This window comes from Curtobacterium sp. 260 (assembly GCF_030803485.1).
Classification (GTDB): domain Bacteria; phylum Actinomycetota; class Actinomycetes; order Actinomycetales; family Microbacteriaceae; genus Curtobacterium.
Genome location: NZ_JAURUY010000003.1, coordinates 353,344 through 369,831, shown reverse-complemented (window position 1 = coordinate 369,831; position 16,488 = coordinate 353,344). Strand labels below are relative to the sequence as shown.

18 protein-coding genes are annotated in these 16,488 nt (G+C 73.7%); 11 read left to right on the top strand and 7 right to left on the bottom strand.

Features of this window, described 5'->3' with window-relative positions:
• Positions 1 to 23: 23 nt before the first annotated feature.
• Positions 24 to 1,172 carry an ATP-binding protein gene (locus tag J2X59_RS06260; RefSeq protein WP_326496072.1) on the top strand — a complete coding sequence of 383 codons (1,149 nt, stop codon included), beginning with the start codon at positions 24 to 26 and terminating at the stop codon, positions 1,170 to 1,172.
• A gap of 39 nt (positions 1,173 to 1,211) precedes the next feature.
• Here the strand turns inward: J2X59_RS06260 and J2X59_RS06255 are convergent, their stop codons facing one another.
• A complete protein-coding gene (locus tag J2X59_RS06255; RefSeq protein ID WP_326496071.1) occupies positions 1,212 to 2,291 on the bottom strand; it encodes an alpha/beta hydrolase in 1,080 nt (359 codons plus the stop codon).
• 150 nt (positions 2,292 to 2,441) lie between these two features.
• On the opposite strand from J2X59_RS06255, the gene J2X59_RS06250 reads away from it, so the two are divergent.
• Positions 2,442 to 2,828, top strand: coding sequence for a DUF4190 domain-containing protein (locus J2X59_RS06250; protein WP_326496070.1), 387 nt, complete (start codon positions 2,442 to 2,444; stop codon positions 2,826 to 2,828).
• A 46-nt stretch (positions 2,829 to 2,874) separates the two neighbouring features.
• Here J2X59_RS06250 and J2X59_RS06245 read toward each other — a convergent pair whose 3' ends face one another.
• On the bottom strand, positions 2,875 to 4,029 hold the full coding sequence (locus J2X59_RS06245) for a substrate-binding domain-containing protein (RefSeq protein WP_326496069.1): 1,155 nt from the start codon (positions 4,027 to 4,029) through the stop codon (positions 2,875 to 2,877).
• A gap of 126 nt (positions 4,030 to 4,155) precedes the next feature.
• Here J2X59_RS06245 and J2X59_RS06240 point away from each other — a divergent pair, with 126 nt between their 5' ends.
• The 4 genes from J2X59_RS06240 to J2X59_RS06225 all read left to right on the top strand — a co-directional run bounded on the left by J2X59_RS06240 (position 4,156) and on the right by J2X59_RS06225 (position 8,345).
• The gene (locus J2X59_RS06240; protein ID WP_326496068.1) at positions 4,156 to 5,547 is read left to right on the top strand and encodes an MFS transporter; all 1,392 of its coding nucleotides are present in this window, start codon (positions 4,156 to 4,158) and stop codon (positions 5,545 to 5,547) included.
• Between the two features lie 9 nt (positions 5,548 to 5,556).
• Positions 5,557 to 6,252, top strand: coding sequence for an endonuclease NucS (gene nucS, locus J2X59_RS06235; RefSeq protein WP_066651293.1), 696 nt, complete (start codon positions 5,557 to 5,559; stop codon positions 6,250 to 6,252).
• Positions 6,253 to 6,418: 166 nt separating this feature from the next.
• Positions 6,419 to 7,087 carry an HAD hydrolase-like protein gene (locus J2X59_RS06230; RefSeq protein ID WP_326496067.1) on the top strand — a complete coding sequence of 223 codons (669 nt, stop codon included), beginning with the start codon at positions 6,419 to 6,421 and terminating at the stop codon, positions 7,085 to 7,087.
• 10 nt (positions 7,088 to 7,097) lie between these two features.
• Entirely contained in the window at positions 7,098 to 8,345 is a 1,248-nt protein-coding gene (locus tag J2X59_RS06225) for an MFS transporter (protein WP_326496066.1), read from the top strand.
• A gap of 204 nt (positions 8,346 to 8,549) precedes the next feature.
• Here J2X59_RS06225 and J2X59_RS06220 read toward each other — a convergent pair whose 3' ends face one another.
• Positions 8,550 to 9,383, bottom strand: coding sequence for an NmrA family NAD(P)-binding protein (locus tag J2X59_RS06220; protein ID WP_326496065.1), 834 nt, complete (start codon positions 9,381 to 9,383; stop codon positions 8,550 to 8,552).
• A 70-nt stretch (positions 9,384 to 9,453) separates the two neighbouring features.
• Positions 9,454 to 10,095, bottom strand: a complete 642-nt coding sequence (locus J2X59_RS06215; protein ID WP_326496064.1) for a nucleoside/nucleotide kinase family protein — start codon at positions 10,093 to 10,095, stop codon at positions 9,454 to 9,456.
• Positions 10,096 to 10,132: 37 nt separating this feature from the next.
• On the opposite strand from J2X59_RS06215, the gene J2X59_RS06210 reads away from it, so the two are divergent.
• Positions 10,133 to 10,501 (top strand): VOC family protein, encoded by a 369-nt coding sequence (locus J2X59_RS06210; protein ID WP_251160072.1) that lies wholly within the window; start codon positions 10,133 to 10,135, stop codon positions 10,499 to 10,501.
• Here the strand turns inward: J2X59_RS06210 and J2X59_RS06205 are convergent.
• Both J2X59_RS06205 and J2X59_RS06200 read right to left on the bottom strand, forming a co-directional pair.
• Positions 10,482 to 10,838 (bottom strand): hypothetical protein, encoded by a 357-nt coding sequence (locus J2X59_RS06205; protein WP_326496063.1) that lies wholly within the window; start codon positions 10,836 to 10,838, stop codon positions 10,482 to 10,484. The genes J2X59_RS06210 and J2X59_RS06205 overlap by 20 nt on opposite strands.
• Positions 10,835 to 11,269: an NUDIX hydrolase gene (locus J2X59_RS06200; RefSeq protein ID WP_066651264.1), complete on the bottom strand. Its 435-nt coding sequence runs from the start codon at positions 11,267 to 11,269 to the stop codon at positions 10,835 to 10,837. Before J2X59_RS06200 ends, J2X59_RS06205 begins: the two co-directional genes overlap by 4 nt.
• 306 nt (positions 11,270 to 11,575) lie before the next feature.
• Here J2X59_RS06200 and J2X59_RS06195 point away from each other — a divergent pair, with 306 nt between their 5' ends.
• Positions 11,576 to 12,877, top strand: coding sequence for an alpha/beta hydrolase (locus J2X59_RS06195; protein ID WP_326496062.1), 1,302 nt, complete (start codon positions 11,576 to 11,578; stop codon positions 12,875 to 12,877).
• A 13-nt stretch (positions 12,878 to 12,890) separates the two neighbouring features.
• Positions 12,891 to 13,652: a DUF4184 family protein gene (locus J2X59_RS06190; RefSeq protein WP_326496061.1), complete on the top strand. Its 762-nt coding sequence runs from the start codon at positions 12,891 to 12,893 to the stop codon at positions 13,650 to 13,652.
• Between the two features lie 97 nt (positions 13,653 to 13,749).
• Here the strand turns inward: J2X59_RS06190 and J2X59_RS06185 are convergent, their stop codons facing one another.
• Positions 13,750 to 14,334, bottom strand: a complete 585-nt coding sequence (locus J2X59_RS06185) for a TetR/AcrR family transcriptional regulator (RefSeq protein ID WP_326496060.1) — start codon at positions 14,332 to 14,334, stop codon at positions 13,750 to 13,752.
• A gap of 161 nt (positions 14,335 to 14,495) precedes the next feature.
• Here J2X59_RS06185 and J2X59_RS06180 point away from each other — a divergent pair, with 161 nt between their 5' ends.
• Both J2X59_RS06180 and J2X59_RS06175 read left to right on the top strand, forming a co-directional pair.
• Positions 14,496 to 15,134, top strand: a complete 639-nt coding sequence (locus J2X59_RS06180) for an AmiS/UreI family transporter (protein WP_066657566.1) — start codon at positions 14,496 to 14,498, stop codon at positions 15,132 to 15,134.
• A gap of 31 nt (positions 15,135 to 15,165) precedes the next feature.
• On the top strand, positions 15,166 to 16,410 hold the full coding sequence (locus tag J2X59_RS06175) for an acyl-CoA dehydrogenase family protein (RefSeq protein WP_326496059.1): 1,245 nt from the start codon (positions 15,166 to 15,168) through the stop codon (positions 16,408 to 16,410).
• The last annotated feature ends 78 nt before the right edge of the window (positions 16,411 to 16,488 follow it).

The window sequence follows — 16,488 nt, the reverse complement described above, 5'->3', positions numbered from 1 at the left end:
TCATAACAGATCATCGGAGGCCCATGCAGCCGAGCCCCTACACACCGGGTGAGATCGCCCGCACCGTTCCCGGGCGCGCCCTCCAACTCGCCGATCTGGACGAGCGCCTGTCAGTCCTGGTCGACCTCCACCGTCTGGTGGGTCGGATCCGGGTGGACCACGCCGCGCGAGGCTTCGGGAAGACGTCACTGCTCCGCGAGTACCAACGCCGGGCTTCTGCGCGCGGCGCGGCCACCGTTTGGGTGACGGCAGGTGAACCGCAAGGGCTCGTCGAGCAGATCCTCGACGAGTTGCGGCGGACCGTCGGAGCTACCGGCGCCCCGCACGGCAGGGCTCTCCGCGAGAAGGTCGAGTCACTCCGGCTCTCGCTCGGGGTGCCGGGCGTCGCCACCGCGACGGGGACCTTCCGCTCGAGGGCTCCGGAGGACGAGCGCGCTCGTGCGGGCGCCCGCGGCCTTGAGGACGTCATCCAGGCCGCCACGACGGAGCGCCCGCTCGTCATCTTCGTCGACGAGATCCAGTCAGCGGACGCGGCAGGCCTCCGCACGCTGGTCTACGCCTGGCAACACCTCCAGGCGGAGGGCACGGACGTCCCCGCCGCGGTCTTCGCTGCTGGACTGCCGAACGCGCCGGAGACCATCGCCGAGATCGTCACCTTCAGCGAACGCCTCGCGTACCGACCGCTCGGCCCCCTGCATCGTGATGCCGAGGAGATCGCGCTGGTCGGACCGGCTCGCCTCCTCGGAGTGCAGTGGACGCCGGAAGCCGTCGACCGCGCGTTGTCGATCGCGCAGGGTTACCCGTACTCCGTCCAGCTCATCGCCGACTCCGCGTGGGCGGCTGCAGGGCGGCCCGATCCGGGAGCGGTGATCGACGTCGGTTCGGTCGAGACCGGACACCGTTCCATGCAGGCCGACCTGGAGGCGCTCTTCCGGGCGAGGTGGTCGGCGTGCTCGACCTCGGAACGGCGTCTGCTGACGGCGATGGCACGGCTCGGCGACGGTCCGACTTCGCGGGCGTCGATCGCGGAGGCGCTGGGGACCGGGACGAACCAGCTCTCCACGCCGCGGGCGCGGCTCATCGACAAGGGACTCGTGCAACCAGCCGACCGGGGGATGCTCCAGTTCACGATCCCCGGATTCGCCGCCTTCATCCGTTCCGAGTACTCCTGAGCGACCGGCGGCCGGAGCCCTCGAGTGGCGAGCGAGCCGTCAGGACGCCGCGAGTCCCACGCGCGGCTCCAGCCACGCCATCCCGGCAGCGATGGCCGCGCGTGCCATCGCCCAGTCGTGCCCACCTCCCGGCACGATCCACCGCGTCACGTGCATGCCCGCCGCAGCAGCGTGCGCGGCGACCACGGGCATCGCCGGACCGTAGTGCCGGTCCAGCTGCGCAGCGGTGAAGAACGCGGACGTCCCGGTGTAGGAGCCGTGCTGGGCCATCACCGCGATCGGTTGCGCCGCACGCCAGGCCGCGACGCTGCCACCGAACCCGTGCAGGGTCTCGGCGCGGGTCAGCTCGGTCGGGCCCAGCTCACCGGAGACGTCGATCACGTTGCCGAAGCGCTGTGGGTCGCCCGCCCCGAGCTGGATCGCGCAGGTACCGCCCTGCGAGAAGCCGCCGACGGTCCACGCCGTGGCACCGGTCTGCACGCGCAGGTGACTCGTGATCCACGCGGGGACGTCCTGCTCGAGGTACGTCCGGCTGTTGCCGAGCGGCCCGTCGACGCACATCGGGTTGCCCGATCGTGGACCGAGCTGATCGGGCACGACGACGATCGGCGCGAGGCCGCGGTGCAGGCCGGCGAGCGCATCCATGGTGTGTGCGATGTGCCCGCCGGTCTCGACGTCGTCGGGGCCGGCGCCCCGTGACTGCCCCGACATGAGGACGGTGACGGGGAGTGGCGGCGGATCGGCGACCAGTGCCGCCGGTGGGAGCCAGAGCAGGGCGTCCCGCGCGACGAAGTGCGACCGGGTGCCCGGGATGGCGACGTGCAGCAGGCGCCCCTGCTGCGGGAGGTCGGCGGGCGGGGTCCACGTCGTCGCGAGGTCGACGCTCGACGGTTCGTGCGACGTCGGGCGCTCCGTGGCGGGGATGCCGCGGGAACTCGTCGGCACACTCCGGGTGCGCTGCGGCGCGATCAGCGTCGCGCTCGGTGCCGGAGCAGCAGCCGCCTGGTCGGGCGACCCCACCGATCGCACGACGACGACGGTGAGCGCGACCGAGACGAACGCGACCACGAGGACCACGACGAGCCACACCAGGTCCCGGGAACGATCGATCGGCTGCACGTGACGGAGCGTAGGGAGCGCTCCTCGTGAGCAGTCGGTGGCAGGGGCCTGCGGCGCTGAGGAAACCCCCAACCGACACCCAGCCGGGGCCGCGCTCTGCCATCCGCTACCGTTGGGGCACGCGACAGCGGACTCGACGAGGGGGAACCGATGAGTGACGACCAGCACCCGGGCCAGGGGAACCAGGGCCAGCACCAGCCGCAGTACGCGCAGCAGCAGCAGTACGCGCAGGCACCGCACTACGGGCAGCCGACGCACGTGACGGTCGGCTACCAGCCCGCTCCGCCGCGTGGTCTGAGCATCGCGAGCATGGTGCTCGGCCTGGTGTCGATCGTCCTGGGGTTCACCTTCCTCGTGCCGCTGGTCGGGTTCGTCCTCGGCATCGTCGGCCTCCGGAAGGAACCCGCCGGTCGCGGGATGGCGGTCACCGGTCTGATCCTGAACGGGCTCTTCGTCGTGGGGTGGGCGCTGCTCGTCATCTTCGTGATCGGCATCGGCGCAGCAGGCATCGCCACCAGCGGCACCTCGGGCGCCTAGCCCCCAGCGCTCCAGCAGGAGGCGCGCGGGTCGCGGACCCGGGCGCTCAGTCGCCGATCGCCCGGCGCACCGGCCCCGTCGTGTCGCCCACGCGCAGCTCCGACCGGAAGGCCGCCGGCTGGGGCTCGTCGCCCTCGAGCATCGCGAGCGCGGCGCGTGCGGCGGCGCGACCCTTCTGCTCGAACGGCTGCACCAGCGTCGTGAGCTGCCGGATCGGCGAGCGGTGGAGCAGGCTGTCGTCGACCGTGATGCCGTCGAAGCCGATGACGCTGACGTCCTCGGGCACCCGGAGTCCCGCGTCGAGCGCTGCCGAGACCACCCCGACGGCGAGCAGGTCGCTCTGTGCGATCACCGCGCTCGGGACCGGTCCGTCGCCGGTGAACAGTGACTGTCCGGCGATCCGGCCCTCCTCGACGGAGCTGGCGGCGGCCTCGACCGCGACGGCGTCGGGGTAGACGCCGCGCACACCACGGAGACGCTCCAGGGTGGTGTGGGCGACCCCCTCCGCCTCGCGCGCTGCGTCGACGGGGCCGCGGCGGCGCTCGGCGTCGAGCGGGAGGGTGACGACGGTGACCGCGGTGTGCCCGAGCTCGCGCAGGTAGTCGGCGGCACGACCGGAGGCCTCGCGGTTGTCGAGCTGGACGGGGACCGCGCCCTCGATGTCGTCGGCCTCGATCGCGACGACGGGCATCTGCCGTCGGCGGAGCACGGCGACCGCAGGGTCGATCCGCACGTTGCACCCGACCAGGACGACGGCGTCCATCGGGGCGTCGACGATCGGCCCGGCGCCGTGCTCGTCGTCGAGGGGACTGCGCACGAGGAGCAGGGAGGCGCCCGCCTCGCCCGCGACCTCGGCGATGCCGTCGAGCGTCAGGACGTTGACCGGGTCGCGGAACGCATCGCTCAGCCGCTCGTCCATCACGACACCGATCACCCCGGACCGGCCCCGGCGGAGCGAGCGCGCCCGCGGGTCCGGGCCCCCGTAGCCGAGCTCGGCAGCGGCGGCGAGCACCCGGGCCCTCGCGTCCTCGGACACCGGGCCGGCACTGCTGAAGGCGAGGGAGGCGGTCGACGGTGCGACCCCCGCTGCACGGGCGACCGCGGCGAGCGTCGGTCTGGGCCCACGGCGCACGGGACCGTCGGCGTGGTCGCGGGGGTTCGTCGCCCCGGACGTGCCGGGTGCTGTTGCCGGGTGGTCCATCGCCCGTTAGCGTAGTCACACGAACCGGTCGAATCGATTCGACCGGACAGCCGCAGGCAGGAACCCGATCAGGGACGGCCTCGCCGGCGGCCCACGACACGACCAGCACGAGACCGGAAGCTCCGCATGACGACGACGTCCACCCGAACCGCCCCGACGACCCGCACCTGGATCATCGCGGTCTTCGTGGCCTTCACGCTGTCCGGTCTGGCCATCGCCACCTGGCTCGGACGCATCCCCAGCGTGCGCGACTCCCTCGGTGCCACCACCTTCGAGATGGGGCTGCTGGTGCTCGGCATGGCGGTCGGTTCGATCGGCGGCCTGACCTTCGCCGGCCACATCGTCGCGAAGGTCGGCGCCCGCCGGGGCGTGCAGGTGGCGTCGGCTTGCCTGGCGGTCGGCCTCGTCTTCGCGGGCGTCGCCGTCTCCGCCGGCTGGGGCTTCGCCGCGATCTGGATCGGTCTCATCGCGTTCGGCTTCGGCAACGGACTGGTCGACGTGTCGATGAACGTCTCCGGCGCCGCCGCCGAGAAGGCCGGTGGGCGCACGATCATGCCGCTCTTCCACGCCGCGTTCAGCGTCGGCACGCTCGCCGGTGCCGGGCTCGGCGCCCTGACCGAGGCGCTCGACGTCCCCGTCGTGCTGCACTTCGCGGTGCTCGGCGTCGTGGTCTGCCTGGTCATGCTCGCGGCGGCGTCGCGCTTCGGGGACGAGCACCGGTACGAGGAACACGAGTCCACCGCGACCAGCCCGACCCCGGTGCAGCTGACGCGCTGGCAGGTCTGGGCACAGCCGTCGACGCTCCTCATCGGTGTGATCGTGCTCGGCATGGCGCTGGCCGAGGGCTCCGCCAACGACTGGCTGCCCCTCGCCATGATCGACGGGCACGGGCTCGACAACGCCGCCGGCTCCGCCGTGCTCACGGTGTTCCTCGCCGCGATGACCGCCGGACGCATCGCGGGCAGCCCGCTCATCGACCGGTTCGGCCGGGTGCCCGTGCTCCGCGTGAGCGCCGCCGTCGCCGTGGTCGGCCTCGGGCTGCTCATCTTCGTGGACGTGATCCCGATCGCGATCGTCGGTGTCGTCCTCTGGGGCCTCGGTGCGAGCCTCGGCTTCCCGATGGGCATGTCCGCCGCCGCCGACGACCCCCGCTCGGCAGCGCTCAAGGTCAGCGCCGTGGCGACGATCGGCTACGTGGCGTTCCTCGCCGGTCCGCCGCTGATCGGGTTCCTCGGCGAGCACATCGGCCTGCTCGGCGCGCTGCTCGTGGTGTTCGTGTTCATCATCGCCGCCGGCCTGGCATCGGGTGCGGCGCGCGAGACCGGCGCGGCGGCCGAGACGCTGCGGAAGCGGCGCGGACGCGACGACGGTGACCACGGGGCGGCACGCGACCAGCAGCCGGACGCGGCGCAGTCCGGCGGGGGCGAGCCGCGCCTCCAGACCGACCGCCCGCACCACGGGACGGACGACACGGTGGCGGACCCCGCCGCGTCCGGTGGGACGCGCACCGACCGTTAGGATCGCCGGGTGCGTCTCGTCATCGCCCGCTGCTCCGTCGACTACGCCGGACGCCTGTCGGCCCACCTGCCGCTCGCGACCCGTCTGCTCATGCTCAAGGCGGACGGCTCGCTGCTCGTCCACTCGGACGGCGGCAGCTACAAGCCGCTGAACTGGATGAGCCCGCCGTGCTCGATCGAGATGACCGAGCCCGACGAGGAGCAGGCGAGCGCCGGCATCACCCAGGTCTGGACCGTCACGCAGAAGAAGACGCAGGACAAGCTCATCGTCAGCCTGTACGAGGTCGTCGCGGACGAGAGCCACGACCTCGGCGTCGACCCCGGTCTGGTGAAGGACGGCGTCGAGGCGCACCTGCAGCAGCTCCTCGCCGAGCAGATCGAGCTCCTCGGCGACGGGCACACGCTCGTCCGACGCGAGTACATGACGGCGATCGGCCCGGTCGACATCCTGGCGCGCGACGACGCGGGAGCGAGCGTCGCGGTCGAGATGAAGCGCAACGCCAACATCGACGCCGTCGAGCAGCTCACGCGGTACCTCGAGCTCATGAACCGCGACCCGCACCTGCGGCCGGTGCAGGGCGTCCTGGCCGCGCAGACGGTCGCACCGCAGGCACGCACGCTCGCCGAGGACCGCGGCATCCGCGTCCTCGTGCTCGACTACGACGCGATGCGCGGCATCGAGGGCGGGCACACCCGCCTGTTCTGACGGTCGTCTGGCGCGCTCGGCACGCGCTCTGCGACACCGCACCCGTCGATCGACGCGTGCGATGTCGCAGGACCGGCACCGAGCCGGGAGGCTCGCCCCACCGCCCTGCGCGCCCACCGGCCCGCCCCGTGGCCGGCCCCACCGCCGCGACTAGGCTGGTCAGGACATGACGCGCCCCTACACCGCCATCCTGTTCGACCTCGACGGGACCATCAGCGACTCCGCCCCGGGGATCCTCGAGAGCATGACGCACACCTTCCGCACGGTCGGCGTGCCCGTGCCGGACCACGCGACGCTGATGTCGTTCGTCGGCCCGCCGATCATGGACACCTTCCGGACGGCGATGGGCATGGACGACGGCGGTGCGGAGCGGACGCTCGCCGTGTACCGCGAGCACTACCTGTCGCACGGGGCTCTCGACTCGGCGATGTTCACGGGCATGGACGTCGTGCTCCGCACCCTGCACGAGGCCGGACTGCCGATGTCCACCGCGACGAGCAAGCCCGAGACACCGGCCACGGTGATCCTCGACCACTACGGCCTGACGGGGTACTTCGACTTCGTCACCGGTGCGAGCGACGACGAGGTCCGGAGCGCCAAGGCCGACGTCGTCGCCGAGGCCCTGCGACGACTCGAGGAGGCCGGCCACGACGTCAGCCGCCCGGTGCTCGTCGGCGACCGGCTGCACGACGTCGAGGGCGCCCGCGTGCACGGCGTGCCGGTCGTCTTCGCCGAGTGGGGCTACGGCTCCCCCGCCGAGGCCGAGGGCACCGTCGCCCGTGCCGCCACCCCGCTCGACCTGCTGCCGATCCTGCTGCCGGACGCGGCGGCGTGAGCAGGGACCGGTGAACACCGTCGCCCGTCGCGGACTCCGCGGTGCGGCCTGGCTGCTGCCGGCGGCGATCGTCCTCATCGCCCTCAACCTGCGCGGGCCGATCGTGGCCCCGGCGCCGGTCATCGGCGACCTGCGCGTGGACCTCGGGCTGACCGCGACGATCGCCGGGCTCCTGACGACGATCCCGGTCCTGTGCTTCTCGCTGGCGACGCCGTTCGCCAGCTGGGTGATCGCGAAGGCCGACCCGGAGCGTGCGGTGTCGCTGGCGCTCGTGATCGTGCTCGCGGGCACGGTCGTCCGGTCGACCCCGTCGGCGGCGGCGCTCCTGGTCGGCACCGCGATCATCGGCATCGGCATCACGATCGGCAACGTCGTGATCCCGGTGGTCATCCGACGGGACACCTCGCCCGAGCGCGTCGGGCTGGTGACCGGCGTGTACACGTCGGCGCTCAACGTCGGGTCGATGATCACCTCGCTCGGCACCGCCCCGATCGCTGCCGCGTGGGGGTGGCCGGTCGCCATCGCCGTGTGGGCGGTGTTCGCCGTCGTCGCCGGGGCCGCGTGGACGTACGCGGTCGGGGCGCGCGCGGCGTGGCTCCGGCCGTCCCGGGTCGAGCCCGTGGTCGCGACGGGTCCGGTCGAGCTCCTGACCGAGACCGGGTCGATCCGCACGCTGCCGGCAGCGTCGGAGCCCGTCCGACCCGCGCGCCGGCTCATCACGTGGGGGCTGACGCTGGCGTTCGGCGGGCAGGCGTTCTCGTACTACGCCCTGACCGCGTGGATCCCGACGCTGCTGCACGACGAGATCGGCTTCTCGGCGGAGTCCTCGGGCGCGAGTTCGTCCGTGTTCCAGATCCTGGCGGTGGTCGGCGCGCTCGGCGTCCCGGTGCTCGCGACCCGCTGGGCGCCCCGCGCGATCATCGCCCTCGTCGCCTTCCTCTGGCTCGCGATGCCCCTCGGGCTGCTGTTCGCGCCGCAGCTCTGGCTGCTCTGGTCGGTGCTCGGCGGAGCGGCGCAGGGCGGCGGGATCACGGTCGTCTTCATCATCGTCGTGCGGATCGTCACGAGCGACGACGACGCCCGGCGGATGTCCGCGTTCGTGCAGGGCGGCGGGTACCTGATCGGCTCGGCGGGACCCCTCGTCGCCGGGGCCCTGCACGGCGCGACCGGGAGCTGGACGGCCCCGCTGCTCGTCGTGCTCGTCGCGGTGCTGACGCTCGGCGTCGCGGGGACGCTCGCGGCCCGACGCGTGCGCTGACGCGGCGCAGCGGCGCAGCGCGACGCGGCGGCGAAGCGCGGCGATCGGCCCGTACTCGAGGACGTGGTTCGACGCGCTCGCGAACAACCGACGGCACGTCGCACCACGGAAGGACGTGGTGCGACGTGCCTCCCGTCGTGCAGCAGCACCCGCAGCAGTACCCGCGGTCGACACGGCGGACGCGCCCCGTGCCTCCCGGCCGGGTCAGTCCGCCTGCAGCACCTCGCGCAGCGACAGCGGCCGACGGCCGGTCACCCGCTCGACGTCCGTCGAGACGTGCGCGAGCGCACCCTCGGCGATCGCCGTGTAGGTGCTCACCCACGCGTCCGCCTGCCACGGTTCCGGGTTCCATCGCGCACGCGAGGCGTACGCCTCCGCCACCGTCTCCGGCTGGTACGTCACGGCGCGGCCGCGCACCTCGGACACGGTGGCGGCCGCCTGGGCGAGGGTGATCGCCTCCGGTCCGGTGAGCTCGTACGTCCGGTCGACGTGGTCCGACGGGTGCAGCAGCACCTCGGTCGCGACGCGCGCGACGTCCGCCCGCGCGACAGCGGCCATCGCGCCGACACCAGCCGGTCCGCGGATCACGCCGTCCTCGCCGACCAGGTCCTCGACGAAGTCCAGGTAGAACGAGTCCCGCAGGAACGTGTGCCGCATCGAGGTCTCCTCGATCGCCTGCTCGGTCGCCCAGTGGTCGCGGCCGAGGGTGAAGGTGGCGTCCGGTGCCGCACCCACGAACGACGTGTAGACGACGTGGGCGACGCCCGCGTCCGCGACTGCGGCCACGAAGGCGCGGTGCTGGTCGAGGCGGTCCTGCGCCTCGGCGCCGGAGACCATGAGCAGCAGGTCGACGCCCTCGAGCGCGGCGCGGGACGCGGTCGCGTCGGCGTACGAGGCGACCGCGACCTCCGCTCCCGGCAGCTCGGGTGCCCGGGCCGCGTCGCGGACGAGCATGCGGATCGGCGTGCCCGCCCGGGCGAGCGCGCGGGCGACGGCCCCGCCGATGTTGCCGGTGGCTCCGGTGATGGCGATGGTCATGGTCGCTCCTGTCCTTCGGTGCTGCTGGTCGGGTGGCTCGGGTCGGGCCGCCCTGGTCGTCCGGCTCCGGTCAGGTCCGGACCGTCCGGGAGGCTCGGGTCACCGTGGCAGCGACCCTCGCCGCGTTCACGCCGTCGACCTCGAGCGCCCAGGTCCGGGCCGACTCGTGGTCGCGTCCGTGCCGCACGTGTCGGCCCACCAGACGGTCGACGCGGACACGATCGTCCACGACGCACGCCCACGTCTCGGTGAAGAGGTCGGGCAGCACGGACCACGGCGCGTCGGTGTCGAGCAGGTAGTTGCCCTCGGAGACGACGAGCCGGGTGCTCCGCGGCACGGCGATGCTGCCGGCGACGGGCTCGTCGACGCGGCGGTCGAAGTCCGGCGCCCAGACGACGTCGTCGTCCGCGACGACCAGACGACGGACGAGGGCGACGTAGCCGGCCGCGTCGAAGGTGTCGATCGCGCCCTTGCGGTCGTGCCGGCCGAGGGCGTCGAGTGCCGCGTTCGCCAGGTGGAAGCCGTCCATCGGGACCTGCACCGCGGTGCCGGGCCCGTGCGCGGCGTCGACGGCGACGACGATCCGGCGTGCCAGCGTCGACTTGCCCGCCCCGGGCGCCCCCGCGATGCCGAGCACCGCGCGGCCGGGAACCGCGGCGAGCGCCACCGCCCGCTCGACGGCGGCGTCGACGGACAGCTCGGTCGGGGTCACCGTCCCATCCTGACAGGAGCGGTGGTTCACTGGCCGCATGGTCGATGCGACGACGGCGTTCAGCGGGTTCTCGGTGCGTGACGTCCCCGGGGCGCGGGCGTTCTACGAGGGCGTCCTCGGGCTGCCGGTGAGCGAGGACCACGGCATGCTCGTGCTGCACGTCGGCTCCGGCGCCGGGGTGCTCGTCTACCCGAAGGGGCCCGCGCACGAGCCGGCGTCGTTCACGGTGCTGAACTTCCCGGTGCCGGACGTCGACGCCGCCGTGGACGAGCTGTCGGCGAAGGGCGTCACGTTCCTGCGCTACGAGGGCGTGACCGACGAGCGCGGGGTGAACCGGCACGGCGGTCCGCTCATCGCGTGGTTCACCGACCCGTCGGGCAACGTGCTCAGCGTGCTCGAGGGCTGATCCGGTCCCACGCGTCGCGCACGGGGCCGGGTGGCAGCACCGCGGCGACCTCGGCGGTCAGGCTCGCCAGGGCTGTCAGGTGCTCGGGCAGGAGCAGGTCCCACGGCGGGGGTGCGACACGCTCGAGCGACCGGAGCGTGGCGGTGTCGGGACCGGTGCCCCACTGCTCGGCGAGGGCGTGCACGAGGACGTCCTGCTCCAGGCGCAGCTCGCGCAACCGGTCGAGCAGCCGGCGGACGCGGTCGGGGTCGGGGTCGGCCGCAGCGGTGACCAGGTCGCCGAGCAGCGCCCGCTCGTCCCAGAGCCGGGCGGACAGGTCGGTGGCCTCGCCGCTCACGGTCGTCGAGCCCAGCCGAGGGCGATCGGCACGAGCAGCCCGTGCCGCCGGTGGGGCAGCTCGGCGACCGGGACCCACGCGGCCTCGTCGGTCGAGCCGTCCGTCTCGCTGCGCAGCTCGCCGCCGGTGACGGTCACGCGGAACACGACCTGCACCGCCTTCATCGGCCGCCCGTTGTCGTGCATCCGGCGCTCCTTCGGCACGATGTGGTGCCGGACGCCGAGGAGCGGACCGCACGTCGCCTCGTACCCGGTCTCCTCGAGGACCTCGCGCACGACGGCCTGCTCGACGGTCTCGTCGAACTCGACCCCGCCGCCCGGCAGCGTCCACGTGCCGGCCTCGGGGACCCGCAGTCGGGCCAGGAGCACACGGTCGCCCTCGGTGATCACGCCGTAGGCGGCGAGCCGGGTGTCGTAGTCCGTGTACTCCATCCGCCGACCTTGCCAGGATCCCCTGGAGGGCACACCCAGACGCGCCGCCCTCCACCGTCCGGTGCGGGGACGGTGCGGTCCTCCGCACGGTCGGCGGACCACCCGGGCCTGGCCGCTCGGACAGCTCCGGACCGTCGGCCGGCCACCCCCCCGTGCAGGATCGCTCAGGATCAGCCGGGAGACCGCCGGGGACGGGCTCCCCGCTGCCGGTCCGGACACCTCGGCTCGCTACCGTCGCTGGACCACGCCGCTCCTGTCCCGTCACCCGCCGGGTGCCCGAGAGCGTCCCGACCGTCGGACCCGCCCGTGACCACCCTGCCGCTCCTGTCCGCCCACGTGCTGCTGCCCGTCGACGCCCTGACCCTGGTCGCCGCCGTCCTCGTCCTCACCGCCGTCCGCCGCTCCTGGCGCTGGGCAGCCGTCGCGATCGTCGCGGGTGCGCTGGTCGGGACCCTGCTCTCGTGGTTCCTCGGCGACGTCCTCGACGTGCTCGGCGTCCCGCCGACCTGGGTCGACCGGGTCTGGACGGGTGTGGTGTGCGCACTGCTCGGGGTCGCGGTCGTCGGACTCGTCCGCGGTGGCCGGGCACCGCGGCGCCGGTTGCTGACCCGGGTGGTCGCCGCGCTGCTGGTCCCCCTCGCCCTGGTGTCCGGCGGACTGGCGGTGAACCGGGACGCCGGGCTCTTCCCCACGATCGCCGACGCACTGGGGCAGTCACACGTGCCGCCCCTCCGCCTGCCGGACGACCCGGCCCCGGGATCGGCCCCGGTCGACGCCGCGAGCTGGCGACCGCCGCGCGACATGCCGGCCCACGGCCGTTACGGTGCGGTACGGATCCCGGGCACCGTGTCGCACTTCCACGCCCGACCCGCGATCGTCTGGCTCCCCCCGGCCGCCCTCGTCGAGCACGCCCCGGAGCTGCCCGTCGTCGTGATGCTCTCCGGGCAGGGACCCGGCGCCGCTCCGGCGAACATCGTCGAGGCCGGCCGCATGGCGACCCGGCTCGACGCGATCGCCCACCGGCACCGCGGACTCGCACCGATCGTCGTGATGCCGGACCAGCTCGCCCGGGCATCGAACAACCCGATGTGCGTCGACGGTCCGCTCGGGAACAGCGCCACCTACCTGACGCGCGACGTCCCGACCTGGGTCCACGAGCACCTGCACGCTGCCGCCGGCGGGGCGGACTGGGCCATCGCGGGCTTCTCGCAGGGAGGCACCTGCGCCCTGCAGCTCGGGGCCGGCCGGCCCGACCGGTTCGGTTCGTGGATCGACGTCTCGGGACAGATCGGGCCGGTCCTGCAGGGTCGCGACGACACCGTCTCGAGGGGTTTCCGCGGTGACCGGGCGGCGTACGAGGCCGCGCAGCCGCTCCGAGTGCTCGCCGAGCGGGCGACGTACCGCGACTCCGCCGCGTTCGTCGCGGCCGGTGCGGACGACAGCCGGTACGGACCGGTCGTCCCGCGGGTCGTGGCGGCCGCACGTGCAGCCGGCGTCACGGTGACGGAGCGCATCATCGAGGACGGTGGCCACGACTGGCACACCGCCGGTGTCGCCCTGGCCGAGGGCGTCGAGTGGTTCGTGCACCGTACGCACCTGGCCCGATGACGAGGACGTGACCGTGCCCTTCACCGTCAGCCACGCGGTCGTCGCCCTGGCAGCACGTCGCCTGCCCGTGCCTGTCGCCGCCGTCGCGATCGGTTCGATGGCGCCGGACACGGTGCTGTTCGCGCCGTTCCTGCCGCCCTACGAGGACGCGCACTCGTGGTGGGGCGTCCCGACCATCGACCTCGCCGTCTCCCTCGTGGTGCTCGCCACGTGGTGGTTCCTCGTGCGGCCGGCATGGTCACCGGTCGTCCCGGGGCTGCGTCGGCGTCTGCCGCGGGGCTGGGGTCGCCGGCCGTCGCTCGGTGCACGCGACGTGCTGCCGGTGGTCGTGGGCTGCCTGCTCGGCAGCGTCACGCACGTCGTGTGGGACAGCTTCACCCACGAGCACGGCTTCGTGGTCCGGGCCTGGCCCGCACTGCGGGACGCCGCCGTCGGCGGGTACCCGCTGCCCTTCCTGCTGCAGGACCTGTCGAGCGTGCTCGGGCTGCTCGCCCTGCTCGTCGTCGCTGCGGTGTGGTGGCGACGCGCCGACGTCCGGCCGGTCGGGCCCCTGCGCCCCGTCGAGCGGGTCGTCCCGGTCGCGGCCCTGGCCGTGGTCGTCGTCCTGGCGCTGGCCGTCGGGGTGCGGTCGTTCCTCGCCGGCGGCGGGATCGGTGGCGTGGTCACCGCGCTGGCGTTCCGGGTGCCGGCACTCGTCGCGGTCGCCCTGGTCGTGGGTGCCGTCGTGCTGCTCGTCGGGCGTGGACTCCGCGGGCACGGGACACGCGGGTCCTAGGACCCGGCACCGGCAGGGCGCTGCGAGAACGTCCGGGTGCCCGCGGGTACCGGCAGGGCGCTGCGCGAACGTCCGGTGCCCGCGCGGCCGGCTCCCCTCAGGCCGCGACGGCGGCGGCGGCCCAGCCGGCCCGCATGCGTGCGACCGCACGGTCCCACCCGGCGAGCAGGTCGGCGTCGTCGCGGAGCATCGCCTGCAGCTGCAGCCCCTCGAAGAGCGCGACGAGCTGCTCGGCGGCGTGCCGCGGAGCAGCCCCGCGGGACTCACGACCGGCGACGACGTCCCGCACGAGGGCGAGGGTCACATCCTCGAAGAGCATCGTGTACTGCTGCCGGAACCACCCCGACGCCGGGTGGCCCGGGGTCGAGGTCGCGCTGAGCAGCGCGACGCGGACCCGCACGACCGCGGGGTGCTGGTGTCCGCGGTCGAGCCGGGCTCGGAGGTACGCGACGGCCCCCTCCTGCTCGGCGACCCCGCGGAGCGCATCGCGCCCGTCCTTGGTCCACCGGTCGACGACGGCCACGACGAGCAGCTCCCACGACGGGAACACGCGGTGCACCTCGGCCACGGTGACGTCGGCGGCCCGGGCGACGTCATCCGGGCCGACCGTGTGGAAGTCGCCGTCACGGAAGGCATCGGCGGCACCGGAGACGATGCGGGCGCGGAGGTCGGCGTCGGGCATGTGGTCGATCCTGCCCACGGAGCGGTGTGCGCGCGACCTCCCGTCCGGGGGCGAGCGACGTCGGGAGCAGCAGTGAGCGCTCGACGTCACGGATCGTCACCGTCGGACACAGTGCGACACAACCCTTCCGCGGCGGTCCCCTCGCTGCCACGGTCGTCGCCATGGCGTACATCTGCTTGGTGCTCTCCGGAGCGGCACTGCTCATCAACGGGCTCACCCTGCTCGGTCGGGTCCCCGGCCGTGACAGCGGTGTGTTCAACGTCCTGATCGGCGGGCTGCAGCTCGTGCTGTGCACGGCCGTCTCCGTCACGGCCGACGGGTCACTGCCCGTCCTGCTCTCGATCGCGGGGACGTTCCTCTTCGGCCTCACCTACCTGTACGTGGGGATCGACGCGCTCGCGGGGCTCGGCTCGACGGGGCTCGGCTGGTTCTGCGGCCTCGTCGCCGCGATCGCCGTCGTCTTCGCGGTCACGAACGTCACCGTCGACCCGGTCCTCGCCGTGCTGTGGGCGACCTGGGCCGGGCTCTGGACGCTCTTCTTCCTCCTGCTCGCCCTGGGTCGTGACCTCGGCCGGTACACCGCCTGGGCCCTCGTCCTCGCCAGCCAGACCACCACGACCGCGCCGGCGCTCCTCGGGCTCTCCGGTCGGTGGCCGGCCGGGGCCGCGTGGACCGTCGGCGCCGCCCTGGTCGCGCTCGTCGTCTTCGTCGGCGCGGCCGTGCTCTCCCGACGCGGGGGTCGCAGAGCACCGTCGACCCCCGCCCAGCCCCAGGTCGTCACACCGACGGCCACCGCCTGAACAGCACACGCAACCCGGAAGGCACGACACCATGACCGACACCACGGCCGACCAGCTCGGCACCGCCCAGACCACCGCACCGGTCGACTACGAGACCCTTGCCGGTCGCTTCCGGCCGATCTTCGACCGCATCGCCGCCGGCGCCTCCGAGCGGGAGCAGGACCATCGGCTCCCCTTCGACGAGATCCGCGAACTCGCAGCCGCCGGGTTCGGCGCGGTCCGCGTCCCCGTCGCGTTCGGTGGCGCGGGCGCGACCCTCCCGCAGCTCTTCCGCCTGCTCACCGAGCTCGCCGCCGCGGACAGCAACATCCCGCAGGCCCTGCGCGGGCACTTCGCCCTCGTGGAGGACCGTCTCGTCGGGCGCTCCGGCGAACGCGATGCCTGGCTCGGACGCTTCGGTCGGGGCGAGATCGCCGGCAACTCCTGGACCGAGGTCGGGGCCGTGCAGGTCGGCGACGTCGTCACGAAGGTCACGCCGCAGGACGACGGCACCTTCCGCGTCAGCGGGCAGAAGTACTACTCGACGGGCAGCATCTTCGCGGACTGGATCGACACGTACGCGGAGCGCACCGACACCGGCGAGCGGGTCATCGCGATCGTCGACGCACACCAGCCGGGGGTCGCCCACTCGGACGACTGGGACGGCTTCGGCCAGCGGACCACGGGCTCGGGGACGAGCACGTTCACCGACGCCGTCGTGCAGGCCGACGCGGTCGTGCTGTTCGACGACCGGTTCAAGTACCAGACCGCGTTCTACCAGGCGGTGCTCCTCACCGTGCTCGCCGGCTCCGTCCTGGCCGCCGAGCGGGAGATCGCGCTGCAGGTCAGGAACCGCAACCGGGTGTTCTCGCACGGCAACGCCGACACCTTCGCCGCGGACCCGCAGATCCTGCAGGTCGTCGGCGAGGTGTCCGCGGCCGGATTCGCGGCGACCGCGATCGTCGACCGGGCAGCCGAGGCGCTGCAGGCCGCGTACGAGGGTGCTGCCCTCGACGAGGCAGAGGACGAGCGACGCAACGACCGCGCCGAGCTCGCGACCGCACAGGCGCAGGTCTCGCTCACGTCCCTCGCGACCACGGCGACGTCACACCTGTTCGACGCCCTCGCGGCCTCGGGTGTGAGCACGACGAAGAACCTCGACCGGCACTGGCGGAACGCCCGCGCCGCGGGGAGCCACAACCCGTGGGTGTTCAAGGCCCGGATCGTCGGCGACCACGCCGTCAACGGGGTCGAACCGCCCCGGGTCTGGGCGATCGGGGCGACGCGTCGCGGCTGAGCACCGCGACACCGCAGCACACCGTCGCAGGGGTCGGGGCCGAGTGCCCCGGCCCCTCGCGGTGCAGCCGGTGCGGGC